Raw genomic sequence first — 15,456 nt, forward strand, 5'->3', positions numbered from 1 at the left:
CACGCGCGCCCTTGATGTTTAGCCCTGACGGCACTCGGGGAATTCAGCCAGGAAACGCTCTACATCGTCAACCATGGCGGTGTTACCGCAGTAGAACGGACAGCGTTGGTGCAGCGTGACCGGGGGAATATCCAGGATACGGTTCTGACCGTCGCTGGCTTTACCGCCGGCCTGCTCCGCCAGGAAAGCCATTGGGTTGCACTCATACAGCAGGCGCAGCTTGCCTTTTGGATGGCTGGCGGTGCTGGGATAAAGATAAATACCGCCCTTCAGCAGGTTACGGTGAAAATCCGCGACCAGAGAGCCGATATAGCGTGATGTGTAAGGACGGTGAGTCGCCACATCCTCTTCCTGACAGAATTTCAGGTACTTTTTCACGCCCTGTGGGAAACGAATGTAGTTACCTTCGTTAATGGAATAGGTGTAACCCACTTCCGGATAGGTCATGCGTTCATGGCTGAGGCAGAACACGCCCAGAGAGGGATCATAGGTAAACGCATGGACGCCACAGCCGGTGGTGTACACCATCATGGTGGATGAGCCATAAACGACGTAACCGGCGGCAACCTGTTTGTTGCCTGGCTGCATGAAGTCGGCTTCGACAACTGGCGTACCTGGCTCGCTGACGCGGCGATAGATGGAGAAAATGGTGCCGACGGAGACGTTAACATCGATGTTCGACGAACCGTCGAGCGGGTCCATCAATACGACGTATTTTCCGTTTTCCTCGCCTTCAAAGATAACAAACTCATCTTCTTCTTCAGAAGCGATACCGGCAACAATGCCGCGTGCTTTCAGTGCGGCTTTGAGTTTTTCGTTGGCGAACAGATCCAGTTTCATCTGCTGTTCACCCTGAACATTCTCAACGCCGCTGGCACCAAGAATATCGACTAAGCCGGCTTTGTTGATATCACGGTGAATAATTTTAGCACCCAGCTTAATGGCTGAGATAAGTGCCGTCAGTTCACCTGTGGCGTGCGGAAAGTCGTGTTGCTTCTCGACGATAAATTCGCCCAACGTTTTCATAACACATTCCCTGAATCATCGATGGAGTGGCAGCGGCATACTTAACTGCCCGTGGATGCGTACGCAGTTTAGCCGATTGAACTTTAAAAACCATAGTCCTAATCCGTTTCTTCCGTGTGCAAGCGAGGTTACACTGTGCGCCGAACTTTTGAGTTATGGACCTCGTTATGCGCATTCACATCCTCGGGATATGTGGCACTTTTATGGGCGGACTGGCTATGCTGGCCCGCTCCCTTGGTCATCAGGTGACAGGCTCTGACGCCAATGTCTATCCACCGATGAGCACGTTGCTTGAGCAGCAAGGCATTGAATTAACAGAGGGTTACGATGCGAGCCAGCTTGAGCCCGTACCGGACCTGGTCATTATTGGCAACGCCATGACGCGCGGTAACCCCTGCGTGGAAGCGGTACTGGAACGCAACATTCCTTACCTCTCTGGCCCCCAATGGCTGCACGATTTTGTGCTGCGCGATCGCTGGGTGCTGGCCGTGGCGGGCACGCACGGTAAAACCACCACAGCAGGCATGGCAGCGTGGATTCTGGAAGCCTGCGGCCTTGAACCTGGCTTTATTATTGGTGGCGTACCCGGTAACTTCGATGTTTCTGCAAAATTAGGAAAAAGCCCATTCTTTGTCATTGAGGCTGATGAATACGACTGCGCGTTTTTCGACAAGCGCTCGAAATTCGTCCATTACTGCCCACGTACGCTGATTCTGAATAATCTTGAATTCGATCATGCCGATATTTTTGACGATCTGCGGGCCATCCAGAAACAGTTTCATCATCTGGTACGCATTGTGCCGGGTCAGGGCAAGATCCTGCTGCCAGAGCACGATCATAACCTGAAGCAGGTGATGGCAATGGGCTGCTGGAGCGAACAGGAGCATGTGGGCGACGGCGGTCACTGGCAGGCGAAGAAGCTGACGCCGGATGCCTCCCGCTGGGAAGTGCTGCTGGCGGGTGAAAAAGTGGGCGAGGTGGACTGGGGACTGGTAGGCGAGCACAACATGCACAATGGCCTGATGGCGATTGCGGCAGCGCGCCATGTCGGCGTAAAACCTGAGGACGCAAGCCAGGCGCTGGACAGCTTTATTAATGCCCGCCGCCGTCTTGAGCTGCGCGGTGAGGTCAACGGCATCAAGATCTATGATGATTTTGCCCACCACCCGACGGCGATTCTGGCCACGCTGAGCGCACTGCGCAGTAAAGTGGGCGGCACCGCGCGCATTCTGGCGGTGCTGGAGCCGCGTTCAAACACCATGAAAATGGGCGTGAATAAAAATGAGCTGGCGCCGTCGCTGGCGCGCGCAGACGAAGTGTTCCTGTTCCAGCCGAGCCATATTCCGTGGCAGGTCGCGGACGTCGCAGAAGCCTGCATGCAGCCCGCTCACTGCAGCGCGGATATCGATACGCTGGTAGAGACGATCGCGAAAACGGCCCAGCCGGGCGATTCCATCCTGGTCATGAGTAACGGGGGCTTTGGTGGGATTCATCAGAAGCTGCTGGATCGTCTGGCGCGCTGATCACTAGCGGACCCGTTCCTCTCCCTCAGACGGGAGAAGAAAACCCTGCGGCTGGGCGCTGCTCAGCCGCAAATCAGCGGAAAGGTCAGACGGTTTCGGCTAACTCACGCAGATACTGAAAAATCTGACGGGCAGATTTTGGCGGTTTGTTACCGGCTTTTTCCTTCTGCGCATTACGGATCATGCTACGCAGCTGCTGGCGATCGGCCTGCGGATAAAGGGCGATCACGTCCGCCATCGCCTCATCACCCTCATCAATCAGACGATCGCGCAGCATTTCCAGTTTGTGGAACAGGGCGACCTGCTGGTTGTGACGGTTCTTGAGTTTGTCGAGTGCGATGCGGATCGGCTCAACATCCATACTGCGCAACAGTTTACCGATAAGCTGTAACTGACGGCGGCGACCTTCTTTCTTGATGCGCTGTGCCAGTTCAATCTCGTTACGTAAACGCTCGTCCAGCGGAATTTTATCCAGAGAGTTTTTACCCAGATCGACCAGCTCGGCACCCAGGCGTTTCAGCTCTTCAGCATCACGTTTTATTTCGCTCTTACTAACCCAAATAATCTCTTCATCTTCTTCTTCGTGATTATCGGGTACATCGTCGAGCCACTCATCAGGCTGCTTAGTCATATCTGGCTCCAAAAAAAAGAGGCTAATCCTACCAGTTTATCGGGTGACTGCGAAATTGTTCTCTGACTCTGATAGACTCAAATTATTCAACCATAAGATTAGACGGCAGGTCGATGAACGTATCAACTCAAGTTGCAGAACAGCGAACAGCACTGGAACAGGCAATTGCACAGGCGCTTGAACTGGCAAAAGCAAGTACGGATGGCGCGGAAGTCGCGGTGAGCAAGACGACCGGTATTGGTGTGAGTACCCGCTACGGCGAGGTAGAAAACGTTGAGTTCAACAGCGACGGCGCACTGGGTATTACCGTTTATCATCAAAACCGTAAAGGCAGTGCTTCATCGACCGATCTCAGCCCAGACGCGATCAAACGGACTGTGCAGGCGGCGATCGATATTGCACGCTATACGTCACCCGATCCTTTTGCCGGACCGGCGGATGCAGAATTACTGGCTTATGAGGCTCCGGATCTCGATCTTTACCATCCGTGGGAGATCGATGCCGATTACGCCATCAAACTGGCGGCCCAGGCAGAACAGGCGGCGCTGCAGGCGGACAAACGCATCACCAACACCGAAGGCGGCAGCTTTAACAGCCACATCGGGATTAAAGTCTTCGGCAACAGCCACGGCATGTTACAGAGCTACTGCTCCAGCCGCCATTCGCTTTCCAGCTGCGTGATTGCTGAGCAGGACGGCAATATGGAGCGTGACTATGCTTACACCATCGGCCGGGCAATCGACGATTTAAAAAGCCCGGACTGGGTCGGCGCAGAATGCGCGCGCCGAACGCTGTCGCGTCTTGCGCCACGCAAGCTCGACACCATGAAAGCGCCGGTGATCTTTGCCCCCGAAGTGGCAACGGGTCTGTTCGGTCACCTGGTGGGCGCCATCAGCGGTAGCAGCGTGTATCGGAAATCCACCTTCTTGCTGGATGCCATGGGCAAACAGATTCTGCCTGAGTGGCTGACCATTCAGGAGCAGCCGCACCTGTTGAAAGGTTTAGCGTCAACGCCGTTTGACAGCGAAGGCGTTCGCACCCAGGCTCGCGACATTATCAAAGATGGCGTGCTGCAAACCTGGCTGATGACCAGCTATTCGGCGCGCAAGCTGGGCCTGACCAGCACCGGCCACGCGGGCGGTATCCACAACTGGCGCATCGCCGGTCAGGGGCACAGCTTCGACGCTATGCTGAAGCAGATGGGCACCGGCCTGGTGGTGACAGAACTGATGGGGCAGGGCGTCAGTGCGATCACGGGCGACTACTCACGTGGCGCAGCCGGTTTCTGGGTAGAAAACGGTGAAATCCAGTATCCGGTAAGCGAAATTACTATCGCCGGTAACTTAGGCGACATGTGGCGGAACATTGTCACCGTGGGCGATGACATTGAAACCCGTAGCAATATTCAGTGCGGTTCGGTCTTACTCCCCGAAATGTATATTGCCGGACAGTAAAATCTCTTTTAAGTTGTTTATGCGATAGCAAGCGGAGGGCATCGACCCTCCGTTTTTTTATAAAAAGCATTCCCACAATAAAAAGGAAGCTGAGCATGCGTAAAGAGCTTATGTCGTTGTTAGCTGTAGCCGTGTTATCCGTGAGCGTGACCGCCGGTGCTGCCTCTCTTGAGCACGATATGAAAGATATGTCGGGTATCTATAAGTCACTGGACGGGGCGAAAAGCGCCGACCAGTTGCACAAGATGTTAAGTGATTTGCGTGCTAAAGCTGAGGATGCCAAAAAAGGCACGCCGGACAAGCTGGAAGGCAAAGCCCCGGACAGCCCGGAAATGAAAGACTTTCACAAAGGTATGGATGACCTGATCGCCCAGATTGATAAAGCGGATGCGCTGGCTAAGCAGGGTAAACTGGATGAAGCCAAAGCAGAAGCGCAGAAGCTGGCGGCTATCCGTAACGAAAACCACAAGAAGTTCCGCTAATTTTACCGATAGCCCCGGCTTGCCGGGGTTAATTGCTCAGGGCTCTTCATCGCCGCCTGGCGTCGCCTGAATGATTTCCACCTGATGCGCTTTAAGCACGTTCTGCAACGCCGTTGCCGGCAACCGATCTGTAAACAGGGCGGTCGCCTGGGTAACGCTGCCCATTTCTACCGCTGCCGATGCCTGAAACTTGGTGTGGTCTGCCGCTAACAAAATATGACGCGCATGCGCCATCATGGTTTGCGCCACGGCGGCCTCGTTAACATCAAATTCCAGTAGCGCCCCATCGCTCTCAATGGCGCCCATGCTGGTAACCAGATAATCTGCCCGAAAACCGGCCACAAACGCGGACGTGACCGGGCCAATAATGCCACCGTTGTGGGGACGCAGCGTGCCGCCGGGCACCATCACTTCAAACTGTGGGCATTTGTACAGAATATGGGCGACACGAAGGCTGTTGGTGATAACGCGCAGATGTTTATGATTTGCCAGCGCCCGGGCGACGTGTTCAACCGTAGTGCCAATAGTGATAAATACCGTTGATCCATCGGGAATATAGTCCGCAATGGCTTCCGCAATCGCACGTTTTTCTTCAGTCTGTGAGACTTCGCGCTGTTCAAAAGCGGTGTTCACTACGCTGGATGCACGGCCCGCACCACCATGATGACGCGTGATTAATCCCTGATCGCTGAGTTTACGAATATCGCGCCTGACCGTTTGTGTGGAAACGTCGAGCAGCAAGGCGAGTTCATCAATATTCATGTAGCCACGTTCAGCGATCAGCCTGAGCAAACGATCGTGGCGAGGATTACCGGTTACGTCCGTGAGGATCATGGATTGTTCTCTGAATACCACCATGGCACACAGTTTATACATTTACCGACATAAAAGAACAGGTTTGATCATAATCAGGGATCCCGTCTCGCCCGCCCGGTCGCGTACATTTTAGCGCCGCGACCGCACTGGCAAAGCGCACGGCCTCTGTGACAGAGCCCTTCTGCGCCAGTTTCACGGCCAGCCCCCCGTGGAAGACGTCGCCCGCGCCGGTGGTATCGACGACCTGTACCTCAAAGGCGGGCTGATGCTGGAGCGTGCCGGCGTCCAGCCAGACGCAGCCCTGAGCGCCCTGGGTAACATAGACATGACCATTTGTGAGCATTTGTGCTTTTTTTAACGCCGCCGTTTCCCCCTCCAGCCCGGTTAAGCGCTGTAAACCCGGCGCTGAAAATGCCGCATGATCGCTTAACGCCACCAGCTCCCCAATGTCCTGCGGGGTCACATCCCCATCCAGAATGGTGGGAACGCCCTGTTGGCGGGCCAGGGTAAACGCGCACTTGGCACCCTGGTGCCAGCGAACATCTGCCAGCACCGCATCCCATTGTGAGAAGTCGATCTCTGTTAGCCAGTCTGCGCATTCTGCTAAGTCCGGGCTAGGGTAGTTGGCAATCATCCGTTCCCCCTCGGCATCCACCAGAATCGCGGATTGTGAAGAGCGGGCGGCCTCAAAAACCTTAGTATATCGGGTCTTTACGCCGTACTCATTTAACTCAGACAGCAGTCTCTTCCCTGTGTCATCGTCACCAACCCGACCAATAAAATCCACCTCTGCACCCAGTTTAGCTGCGGCAACGGCCGCTGTAGCAGCCGGACCACCGCCGACTTCCCGATAGTTGTTTGCCACATATTTTCCGCTCTGAGACGGCAAGGTATCCAGATACCAAATGCGATCTAATACGGTGATCCCTACACAAGCAATACGCGTCATAACGCTTCCTCACATTTTGTTGGTGTTGTCATTTTAATTTCATCAAATGTTTTAAAAGTGACACCTGTCAATTTTTTGACCAGAAATTACAAATATGATCTAAAAAAGACAGTAAAGGTCGTCTTTAATGACAAAATATGACAATAACGGGGTTGGGAGAGCGGTATGTCGGTAATTGCGTTTATTGGATTGGGACAAATGGGCGCGCCGATGGCGAGCAATCTGCTGAAGCAGGGCCATCAGCTCAACGTCTTTGATGTGGATCCTCAGGCCGTCGCGCGTCTGGTTGATAAGGGCGCCCGGGCGAGCGTTTCTGCTGCGGAGGCGGCAACCGGGGCCGAGTTTGTTATCACCATGCTGCCCAACGGCGAGTTAGTGCGTTCCGTACTGCTTGGCGACAAAGGTGTGTGTACCACGCTGGCATCCACTGCGCTGGTGATTGATATGTCCACGATCCATCCGCTGCAAACCGATCGGCTGATCGGTGAGATGGCCGCTCGCGGTTTCAGCATGATGGACGTGCCCGTCGGCCGCACGTCAGACCATGCGATAGCCGGTTCACTGCTGCTACTGGCAGGCGGCACGCCGCAACAGGTTGCACGAGCAAAACCCGTGCTTATGGCGATGGGCAATGAGCTGGTCGTGGCAGGCGGCCCCGGTATGGGGATTCGCGTCAAGCTGATCAACAACTACATGAGCATCGCCCTGAATGCCCTCTCGGCGGAAGCGGCGGTGCTGTGTGAAGGTCTGGGGCTGTCGTTTGACGTGGCGTTGCAGGTGATGAACGGCACGCCTGCGGGCAAAGGGCATTTCACCACGACCTGGCCTGACAAGGTACTGAAAGGGGATCGCTCACCGGCCTTCATGATCGATCTGGCGCATAAGGACCTGGGGATTGCGCTGGATGTTGCCAACCAGCTGCATGTACCGATGCCGCTCGGGGCTGCCTCACGTGAAGTTTACAACCAGGCCCGCGCTGCCGGACGCGGACGCGAGGACTGGACCGCCATCCTTGAACATGTTCGCGCCAGCGCGGGCCTCATTTCTCCCCACACAGTGTGACGCTTAATTCAGAGGAAAGAAGCATGACTCATTACACCCTTAAAGACATCACCCGACCTTCAGGTGGTTTCGCCATGCTCGCAGTCGATCAGCGTGAGGCCATGCGTTTGATGTTCGCGGCCGCTGTCGCGTCACTACCCGTCAGCGATCGCGTGCTGACCGAGTTTAAAGTCAATGCCGCCAGCGTGTTATCGCCCTATGCCTCGGCGATCCTGATTGATCAACAGTTTTGTTTCCCGCACATCGTCGAACGGCAAGCGGTTGCCCCCGGCTGCGGCCTTATCGTCGCGGCGGATGAATTCATTCCGGGCAATGGCATTCCGGTGGACAGCGTGGCGATCGATAACAACGTCGATCCGGTGGCGATGAAGCGTGACGGCGCGAAGGCGCTGAAGCTGCTGGTGCTGTGGCGCAGCGATGAAGATCCGCAGCAACGTCTCGACATGGTTAAGGCCTTCAACACCCGCTGCCACCGCCATGGCCTGCTCAGCATTATCGAACCGGTAGTCAGGCCACCGCGCCGTGGCGATCGCTTTGATCGCGAGCAGGCGATCCTGGACGCGGCCACAGAATTGGGCAACAGCGGCGCGGATCTCTACAAGGTGGAAATGCCCCTGTACGGCAAAGGTACACAGTCGGATCTGCTGGCGGCCGCGCAAAAGCTCAACGATCGGATCGCGATGCCGTGGGTCATTCTCTCGTCCGGCATTGATGAAAAATTATTCCCGCGCGCCGTGCGGGTGGCGATGCAGGCGGGCGCATCGGGCTTCCTGGCCGGGCGAGCCGTCTGGTCTTCCGTCATTGGCTTACCGGATACCGACCTGATGTTGCGGGATGTCTCCGTCCCCAGGCTGCAACGGCTGGGTGAGATCGTAGATGAAATGATGGCTAAACGCTAAGAGGGCAACGTAAATGAAATGGTTTAACACGCTGAGTCATAACCGCTGGCTCGAACAGGAAACGGACAGGATTCTCGACTTTGGTAAAAACGCAGCGGTCGCCACCGGATTTGGCTGGCTGGGGAATACCGGGCAGGTAAAACCCGAGATGGGCACGCACCTGTGGATTACCGCACGCATGCTGCATGTCTATGCCGTTGCGGCCTCGATGGGACGGCCGGGAGCTTATCAACTGGTCGATCACGGCATTAGCGCCCTGAATGGTGCGCTGCGCGATAAACAGTACGGCGGCTGGTATGCCTGCGTAAACGATGAAGGCGTCGTTGATGCGTCCAAACAGGGTTATCAGCACTTTTTCGTGTTGCTGGGCGCGGCCAGTGCGGTCACTACGGGGCATCCTGCCGCCCGCCAGCTGCTGGATGACGCGATCGACGTGATCGATCGCTACTTCTGGAGTGAAGACGAACAGATGTGCCTGGAGTCCTGGGATGAAGCCTTTAGCAAGACAGAAGACTACCGCGGCGGCAATGCCAATATGCACGCCGTTGAAGCCTTCCTGATTGTCTATGACGTCACGCACGACAAGAAATGGCTGGATCGCGCGCTGCGTGTCACCTCGGTGATTATTCACGACGTCGCGCGCAACGGTGAGTACCGCGTCAATGAACACTTCGACACTGACTGGAACCCATTACGCGATTACAACAAAGAGAATCCCGCTCACCGCTTCCGGGCTTATGGCGGCACGCCCGGACACTGGATTGAATGGGGACGTCTGATGCTGCATCTGCATGCTGCGCTGGAAGCGCGCTTCGAAACGCCGCCGGCCTGGCTTATTGAAGATGCGAAAGGCTTATTCCACGCCACTATCCGCGATGCCTGGGCGCCCGATGGCGCAGACGGGTTTGTTTACACCGTGGACTGGGATGGCAAGCCCGTAGTGAGCGAAAGAGTGCGCTGGCCCGTGGTTGAGGCAATGGGCACGGCTTACGCCCTGTATACCGTCACTGGCGAGGCGCAATACGAAGCCTGGTACCAGAAATGGTGGGATTACTGCATCACTTACATGATGGATTTCGAGAATGGCTCATGGTGGCAAGAGCTGGATTGCGAAAACAAGGTGACCACCAAAGTGTGGGACGGCAAACAGGATATCTATCACCTGCTGCATTGCCTGGTGATCCCGCGCCTTCCTCTGGCACCGGGGCTGGCACCCGCCGTAGCGGCAGGATTACTGGACTGTAATGCGAAATAACCCCCGAAAAACAGACTAACGGGAGTACCAGCTATGCACAGCAGCGGACAAACCCTTGTTCTTCACGCTGGAGAATATCAGGCAAAAATCGTCACCGTAGGCGCTGGCCTGGCTGAGCTGACGCACGCGGGCCGCCATCTGGTGCTCCCACATCCTCCGGAGGCAATGCCGCTGGCGCATATGGGCAAAGTCCTGATTCCCTGGCCGAATCGCGTCTCGAAAGGAACCTGGAAACATAACGGCAAGCTGCTTCAGCTACCCATCAATGACCACGAAGGCGTTACCGCCATTCACGGCTTATTGGCCTGGCGTGACTGGCAGATCGTCAAACACACCGACAGCGAGGCGACCTTAACGGTTTTCCTGCCGCCCAGTTACGGCTATCCGTTTGCGTTGCTATCGGCAGTGACTTACCGGCTTGATGCCGCACAGGGCCTGCAGGTCAGTATCAGCAGCCAGAACGTAGGCGATCAACCCGCGCCCTACGGTGTCGGTTCGCATCCTTATCTGACCTGCAACATGACCCTGGTGGATCACTGCCTGCTTACGCTGCCGGCCGCGATTGCAGAAGGGGATTTTCTTACCCCGCGTCGGTTGGCGTCGACGCAGATCGACTGCAGTGTTAACACCCGCGCAGCCGGACGCGAATGGGAGGTGAGATTAACCTGTCCACAGCAGGCACTTTCGGTTTTCTTACGCAGCGATCAACCCTGGTTGCAAATTTACAGCGGCGAAAAACTTGGCCGCACGGGATTGGCAGCCGAGCCGATGAGTTGTCCACCTGACGCGTTCAATTCTGGCATTGATGTGATTTTTCTTGCGCCACAGGCGCGCCATCTCATGACGTTCACGATTGGCTGTGACCAGTACGAATCACGCTAAACCTTATTTTTTATCCTACAACGCAGAGGTCAGAATGCATTTACAACATCCTGAGACGGCAGGCGTAAAGCTGACTGCCGCCGGTAACGGCTTTTCACTGACTTATCAAAACCGACAGATTCTTAGCCACAGCGAGGAAAAACCCTGTCTGTGGATAGGCAATGGCAACGCCGATATCGACATGTTTCGCGGCAATTTCAGTATTAAAGACCGGTTGAATGAAAAACTGGCGTTAACCTCGGCCGTTGTGACCGCGCAGGACACCGGCTGGACGGTGCGCTTCTCACGCGGAGAGGTATTTAGCGCCACGCTGATCATCGGCACAGATGAAAACGGCCGCCTGTTGCTTACGCTGACAAACGACAGCGACAGGCTTAACCGTATCTGGCTGAGGCTGTCAGCCTTGGACGACGATCATATCTACGGCTGTGGCGAGCAGTTTTCCTGTTTTGATTTGCGCGGGAAACCTTTTCCACTCTGGACCAGCGAACAGGGCGTCGGGCGCAATAAGAAAAGCGTGGTCACCTGGCAGGCTGACTGTGCAGAGAATGCCGGCGGAGATTACTACTGGACCTTTTTCCCACAGCCGACCTTTGTCAGCAGCCAGAAGTATTACTGCCATGTGGATAACAGCGGCTACATGAATTTTGACTTCAGCGCAGCGGATTATCATGAACTGGCTTTCTGGGAAAATAACGCCACGTTACGTTTTGAATGTGCCGATACCTACATCGCCCTGCTGGAAAAAATGAGTGCCCTGTTGGGGCGTCAGCCGGTATTACCGGACTGGGTTTACGATGGCGTCACGCTGGGGATCCAAGGCGGCACCGACGTCTGCCAGCAGAAGCTGGACAAAATGCGTCAGGCGGGCGTGAAAGTGAATGGCATCTGGGCGCAGGACTGGTCCGGCATCCGGATGACCTCCTTCGGCAAACGCGTGATGTGGAACTGGCAGTGGGACAGCGAGCTTTATCCCCAACTGGACGCGCGCATTCAGCAGTGGAAAGCGGAAGGCGTACAGTTCCTGTCTTATATCAACCCTTACGTCGCCAGCGACCGTAACCTGTGCGAAGAGGCCGCCCGGAAAGGATATCTGACCAAAAATGCGGCTGGGGACGATTACCACGTCGAATTTGGTGAGTTTTATGCGGGCGTCGTCGATCTCACGAATCCGGAGGCTTACCACTGGTTCAAAGGCGTCATCAAAGACAATCTGATTGCCCTGGGCTGTCGTGGCTGGATGGCGGATTTTGGGGAGTACCTGCCAACGGACACGTATCTGCACAACGGCGTCAGCGCCGAAATCATGCACAATGCCTGGCCCGCGCTGTGGGCGAAGTGTAACTACGAGGCGCTGGAAGAAACCGGCAAACTCGGTGACGTGCTGTTCTTTATGCGTGCGGGTTACACCGGCAGTCAGAAATACTCCGTGATGATGTGGGCCGGGGATCAAAATGTTGACTGGAGCCTGGACGATGGCCTGGCCTCGGTGGTGCCCGCCGCGCTGTCACTGGCGATGAGCGGCCACGGTTTGCATCACAGCGACATCGGTGGCTACACCACGCTGTACGGCATGAAACGCAGTAAAGAACTGCTGCTTCGCTGGTGTGACTTCAATGCTTTTACCCCGATGATGCGCACCCATGAAGGGAACCGTCCTGGCGATAACTGGCAGTTTGACAGCGATGAAGAAACCATTGCCCACTTTGCCCGCATGTCCACGATCTTCACCACCTTAAAACCTTATATCAAGCAGGCTGTCGCGCAGAATGCCCACTCGGGCTTACCCGTTATGCGCCCTTTGTTTTTGCACTATGAAGCGGATGCCCGCACCTACACGCTCAAATACCAATATCTGCTGGGGCGTGACCTGCTGGTGGCACCGGTTTATGAAGAGGGCCGCCGCGACTGGTCGCTCTATCTGCCTGAAGACCGCTGGGTCAACATGTGGACCGGAGAAACGTTAAACGGCGGGGATATCACTGTCGCCGCGCCGATGGGGCAGCCGCCGGTATTTTATCGGGCAGACAGCGAATGGCAGTCATTGTTTGCTTCATTACGGCTTGCTGGCAGTCAGATATTGCCACAGTAGCGGGAGAAAGGATTATGGATTTCTTTACGCTACTTACACCTGAAGGTCTGGAAATCACCACTGAGGTCGTCTGCATCATTATTGCCATTATGTTTCTGTACACCTTTATTGGCATCTGTGCGGGATTTGGTGGCGCGCTGGTTACGATGCCGCTGGTGACGTTGCTGCTGCCGGTCAAAATGGCTGCACCGATGTCGGTGATTGTGGGGACGGCAACGGCGCTGTATGCCACCTGGCTGTCTCGCAAGGAAACCAACTGGAAGTCAGCCCTGGTGCTGATCCTGTTCTCCTTTGCCGGTATCCCTTTGGGCATTTACGCGCTGTCCAATTTTCCGGACGACGTGATGAAAACCGGGCTGGGCGTTTTCCTGATCCTTTATTCGTTCTACAGCCTGTTTATTCCTCGTCTGCCTGTCTATGACAAAAACTGGATAGTGATGCCCACCGGTATTATCGCCGGGGCGCTCGGCTCGGCGTTTGCCACCAACGGTCCGCCCGTCGTGATCTACGGCATGTTAAGGAATCTGGCACCCGCTGCTTTTCGCGGCACGCTCAATGCATTTTTTACCGCGAATAACATCGCCATTATTGGCGGCCTGACCACCAGCGGCATTTTAACGGTCTCAACGGTCAAGCTGGTGATGTTCTGCATTCCTACCATGATCCTGGGATCGTTAGTGGGCCAGTATGTGCACAAGCGTATCTCCGTGCGGGCTTTCCGACTGATGGTGTTTCTCCTGCTGATTGCTTCGGGCTCCATGCTGATCAAAGGCGCTCTGGATATCCCGGCCTGGCAGGTACTGGTGCCCTCATTTGGCCTGCTGGCCGTCATGCAGCTGCTGTTTGGTAAAAAAGTGGCCGCTATTCGCGCTGAAATCGAGCAACAAAACGCTTCAAAACCATCCTGAAAAAGCGGCCCTGCTGACAGGTTCAGTGGGGCAGCGGAGAGAAATCATGAGCCAACACCATCTTGCTTCCGGCAGTGAACCGGCGACGTTACGGTTGCCCTTCAAAGAGAAAGTCGCCTATGGCATCGGCGATCTGGGTTCAAATATTTTATTAGATATCGGTACGCTCTACCTCCTGAAGTTCTATACCGACGTGCTGGAGCTGCCGGGAACCTACGGCGGCATCATTTTCCTGGTGGCCAAGTTTTTTACCGCCTTTACCGATATGGGTACCGGCATCATGCTGGATTCGCGGCGTCGGATTGGCCCGAAAGGCAAGTTCCGCCCCTTCGTGCTGTACGCGGCCTTTCCGGTAACTCTGTTAGCTATCGCCAATTTTGTGGGTACGCCGTTTGACGTCACCGGAAAAACGATCGTCGCCACAGTGCTGTTTATGATGTATGGCCTGTTCTTCAGCATGATGAACTGTTCCTACGGTGCGATGGTGCCCGCGATGACGAAAAACCCCGACGAGCGTGCCGCACTGGCCGCCTGGCGGCAGGGCGGCGCAACGCTGGGCTTGCTGATCTGTACCGTGGGTTTTGTACCGGTCATGAACCTGATTGAAGGCAATCCGCAGCTGAGTTATGTCGTTGCGGCCACGCTGTTCTCGGCGTTTGGCTTATTTTTTATGTGGTGGTGTTATGCCGGCGTAAAAGAGCGTTATGTCGAGCAACCCGCCAGCAGCCCCACGCAGAAACCGGGACTGTTAGCGTCGTTCCGTGCCATCGCGGGCAACCGTCCACTGTTTATCCTGTGCATTGCCAACTTATGCACACTGGGCGCCTTTAACGTCAAACTGGCGATCCAGGTTTATTACACCCAGTACGTGCTGAACGATCCCATTCTGCTGTCATGGATGGGATTCTTCAGCATGGGGTGCATTTTTATTGGCGTATTTATGATGCCCGGCGCGGTCAGGCGCTTTGGTAAGAAAAAAGTGTATATCGGCGGTTTGCTGATTTGGGTCGCGGGCGATCTGCTCAACTATTTCTTCGGCGGCGGTTCGGTCAGTTTTGTCGCGTATTCCTGTCTGGCTTTTTTTGGCTCAGCCTTTGTCAACAGCCTTAACTGGGCGCTGGTTTCCGATACGGTGGAGTACGGGGAATGGCGGACGGGCGTTCGTTCTGAAGGTACGGTTTATACCGGTTTTACCTTTTTCCGTAAGGTCTCACAGGCGCTGGCCGGCTTTTTCCCCGGCTGGATGCTGACACAAATCGGCTACGTGCCCAACGTGATTCAGTCGTCCGGAACGGTAGAAGGGTTGAAGCAGCTGATGTTCATCTATCCCGGTGCGCTGGCCGTGATCACCATCGTGGCCATGGGGTGCTTCTACAATCTCAATGAGAAGATGTATGTCCGTATCATTGAGGAGATCGATGCACGTAAGCGTCAGCGCTAATTTGGCTTTGTGACTGCGCCGGTCGCGGCGCTAAAA

General features: G+C 55.4%; 14 protein-coding genes. 10 read left to right on the forward strand and 4 right to left on the reverse strand.

Annotation, left to right across the window (positions count from 1 at the left end):
* Positions 1 to 18: 18 nt before the first annotated feature.
* Complete coding sequence (fbp, locus tag DFO57_RS09910; RefSeq protein WP_006118345.1) at positions 19 to 1,026, reverse strand: class 1 fructose-bisphosphatase; 1,008 nt, start codon at positions 1,024 to 1,026, stop codon at positions 19 to 21.
* Positions 1,027 to 1,193: 167 nt separating this feature from the next.
* On the opposite strand from fbp, the gene mpl reads away from it, so the two are divergent.
* A complete protein-coding gene (gene mpl / locus DFO57_RS09915; protein ID WP_110015312.1) occupies positions 1,194 to 2,549 on the forward strand; it encodes a UDP-N-acetylmuramate:L-alanyl-gamma-D-glutamyl-meso-diaminopimelate ligase in 1,356 nt (451 codons plus the stop codon).
* A gap of 85 nt (positions 2,550 to 2,634) precedes the next feature.
* Here the strand turns inward: mpl and yjgA are convergent, their stop codons facing one another.
* A complete protein-coding gene (gene yjgA, locus DFO57_RS09920; RefSeq protein ID WP_014594709.1) occupies positions 2,635 to 3,180 on the reverse strand; it encodes a ribosome biogenesis factor YjgA in 546 nt (181 codons plus the stop codon).
* 113 nt (positions 3,181 to 3,293) lie between these two features.
* Here yjgA and pmbA point away from each other — a divergent pair, with 113 nt between their 5' ends.
* Both pmbA and cybC read left to right on the forward strand, forming a co-directional pair.
* A complete protein-coding gene (gene pmbA / locus DFO57_RS09925; protein ID WP_014594708.1) occupies positions 3,294 to 4,634 on the forward strand; it encodes a metalloprotease PmbA in 1,341 nt (446 codons plus the stop codon).
* Between the two features lie 95 nt (positions 4,635 to 4,729).
* Positions 4,730 to 5,116, forward strand: a complete 387-nt coding sequence (gene cybC, locus DFO57_RS09930) for a cytochrome b562 (protein WP_013027369.1) — start codon at positions 4,730 to 4,732, stop codon at positions 5,114 to 5,116.
* Between the two features lie 36 nt (positions 5,117 to 5,152).
* Here the strand turns inward: cybC and DFO57_RS09935 are convergent, their stop codons facing one another.
* Positions 5,153 to 5,950 (reverse strand): DeoR/GlpR family DNA-binding transcription regulator, encoded by a 798-nt coding sequence (locus DFO57_RS09935; RefSeq protein WP_128574250.1) that lies wholly within the window; start codon positions 5,948 to 5,950, stop codon positions 5,153 to 5,155.
* Positions 5,951 to 5,984: 34 nt separating this feature from the next.
* On the reverse strand, positions 5,985 to 6,881 hold the full coding sequence (locus tag DFO57_RS09940; protein WP_013027367.1) for a sugar kinase: 897 nt from the start codon (positions 6,879 to 6,881) through the stop codon (positions 5,985 to 5,987).
* Between the two features lie 165 nt (positions 6,882 to 7,046).
* On the opposite strand from DFO57_RS09940, the gene yihU reads away from it, so the two are divergent.
* From yihU to DFO57_RS09975, 7 genes are read left to right on the forward strand one after another with little or no spacing between them, the layout of a single operon-like run.
* On the forward strand, positions 7,047 to 7,943 hold the full coding sequence (gene yihU, locus DFO57_RS09945) for a sulfolactaldehyde 3-reductase (protein ID WP_024471133.1): 897 nt from the start codon (positions 7,047 to 7,049) through the stop codon (positions 7,941 to 7,943).
* Positions 7,944 to 7,966: 23 nt separating this feature from the next.
* Positions 7,967 to 8,842: a sulfofructosephosphate aldolase gene (yihT, locus tag DFO57_RS09950; protein ID WP_110015313.1), complete on the forward strand. Its 876-nt coding sequence runs from the start codon at positions 7,967 to 7,969 to the stop codon at positions 8,840 to 8,842.
* Between the two features lie 13 nt (positions 8,843 to 8,855).
* Positions 8,856 to 10,097, forward strand: coding sequence for a sulfoquinovose isomerase (yihS, locus tag DFO57_RS09955; RefSeq protein WP_028721941.1), 1,242 nt, complete (start codon positions 8,856 to 8,858; stop codon positions 10,095 to 10,097).
* A 33-nt stretch (positions 10,098 to 10,130) separates the two neighbouring features.
* Positions 10,131 to 10,979, forward strand: coding sequence for an aldose-1-epimerase (locus DFO57_RS09960; RefSeq protein WP_110015314.1), 849 nt, complete (start codon positions 10,131 to 10,133; stop codon positions 10,977 to 10,979).
* 34 nt (positions 10,980 to 11,013) lie between these two features.
* Positions 11,014 to 13,071: an alpha-glucosidase gene (locus DFO57_RS09965; RefSeq protein WP_024471131.1), complete on the forward strand. Its 2,058-nt coding sequence runs from the start codon at positions 11,014 to 11,016 to the stop codon at positions 13,069 to 13,071.
* 14 nt (positions 13,072 to 13,085) lie between these two features.
* A complete protein-coding gene (locus DFO57_RS09970; RefSeq protein ID WP_014604919.1) occupies positions 13,086 to 13,979 on the forward strand; it encodes a sulfite exporter TauE/SafE family protein in 894 nt (297 codons plus the stop codon).
* Positions 13,980 to 14,025: 46 nt separating this feature from the next.
* Positions 14,026 to 15,420 (forward strand): MFS transporter, encoded by a 1,395-nt coding sequence (locus DFO57_RS09975; RefSeq protein ID WP_014594701.1) that lies wholly within the window; start codon positions 14,026 to 14,028, stop codon positions 15,418 to 15,420.
* Positions 15,421 to 15,456: the final 36 nt, after the last annotated feature.

This window comes from Pantoea sp. AG702 (assembly GCF_003182295.1).
In the GTDB taxonomy this organism is placed as follows: Bacteria; Pseudomonadota; Gammaproteobacteria; order Enterobacterales; family Enterobacteriaceae; genus Pantoea; species Pantoea ananatis.

What these genes read in the sequence shown, in the direction of transcription:
- mpl (WP_110015312.1), top strand. Translation starts at nt 1,194, where the DNA reads ATGCGCATTCACATCCTCGGGATATGTGGCACTTTTATGGGCGGACTG.
- yihS (WP_028721941.1), top strand. Translation starts at nt 8,856, where the DNA reads ATGAAATGGTTTAACACGCTGAGTCATAACCGCTGGCTCGAACAGGAA.
- DFO57_RS09940 (WP_013027367.1), bottom strand. Translation starts at nt 6,881, where the DNA reads ATGACGCGTATTGCTTGTGTAGGGATCACCGTATTAGATCGCATTTGG.
- yjgA (WP_014594709.1), bottom strand. Translation starts at nt 3,180, where the DNA reads ATGACTAAGCAGCCTGATGAGTGGCTCGACGATGTACCCGATAATCAC.
- DFO57_RS09965 (WP_024471131.1), top strand. Translation starts at nt 11,014, where the DNA reads ATGCATTTACAACATCCTGAGACGGCAGGCGTAAAGCTGACTGCCGCC.
- fbp (WP_006118345.1), bottom strand. Translation starts at nt 1,026, where the DNA reads ATGAAAACGTTGGGCGAATTTATCGTCGAGAAGCAACACGACTTTCCG.
- DFO57_RS09975 (WP_014594701.1), top strand. Translation starts at nt 14,026, where the DNA reads ATGAGCCAACACCATCTTGCTTCCGGCAGTGAACCGGCGACGTTACGG.
- DFO57_RS09970 (WP_014604919.1), top strand. Translation starts at nt 13,086, where the DNA reads ATGGATTTCTTTACGCTACTTACACCTGAAGGTCTGGAAATCACCACT.
- cybC (WP_013027369.1), top strand. Translation starts at nt 4,730, where the DNA reads ATGCGTAAAGAGCTTATGTCGTTGTTAGCTGTAGCCGTGTTATCCGTG.
- yihU (WP_024471133.1), top strand. Translation starts at nt 7,047, where the DNA reads ATGTCGGTAATTGCGTTTATTGGATTGGGACAAATGGGCGCGCCGATG.
- yihT (WP_110015313.1), top strand. Translation starts at nt 7,967, where the DNA reads ATGACTCATTACACCCTTAAAGACATCACCCGACCTTCAGGTGGTTTC.
- DFO57_RS09935 (WP_128574250.1), bottom strand. Translation starts at nt 5,950, where the DNA reads ATGATCCTCACGGACGTAACCGGTAATCCTCGCCACGATCGTTTGCTC.
- pmbA (WP_014594708.1), top strand. Translation starts at nt 3,294, where the DNA reads ATGAACGTATCAACTCAAGTTGCAGAACAGCGAACAGCACTGGAACAG.
- DFO57_RS09960 (WP_110015314.1), top strand. Translation starts at nt 10,131, where the DNA reads ATGCACAGCAGCGGACAAACCCTTGTTCTTCACGCTGGAGAATATCAG.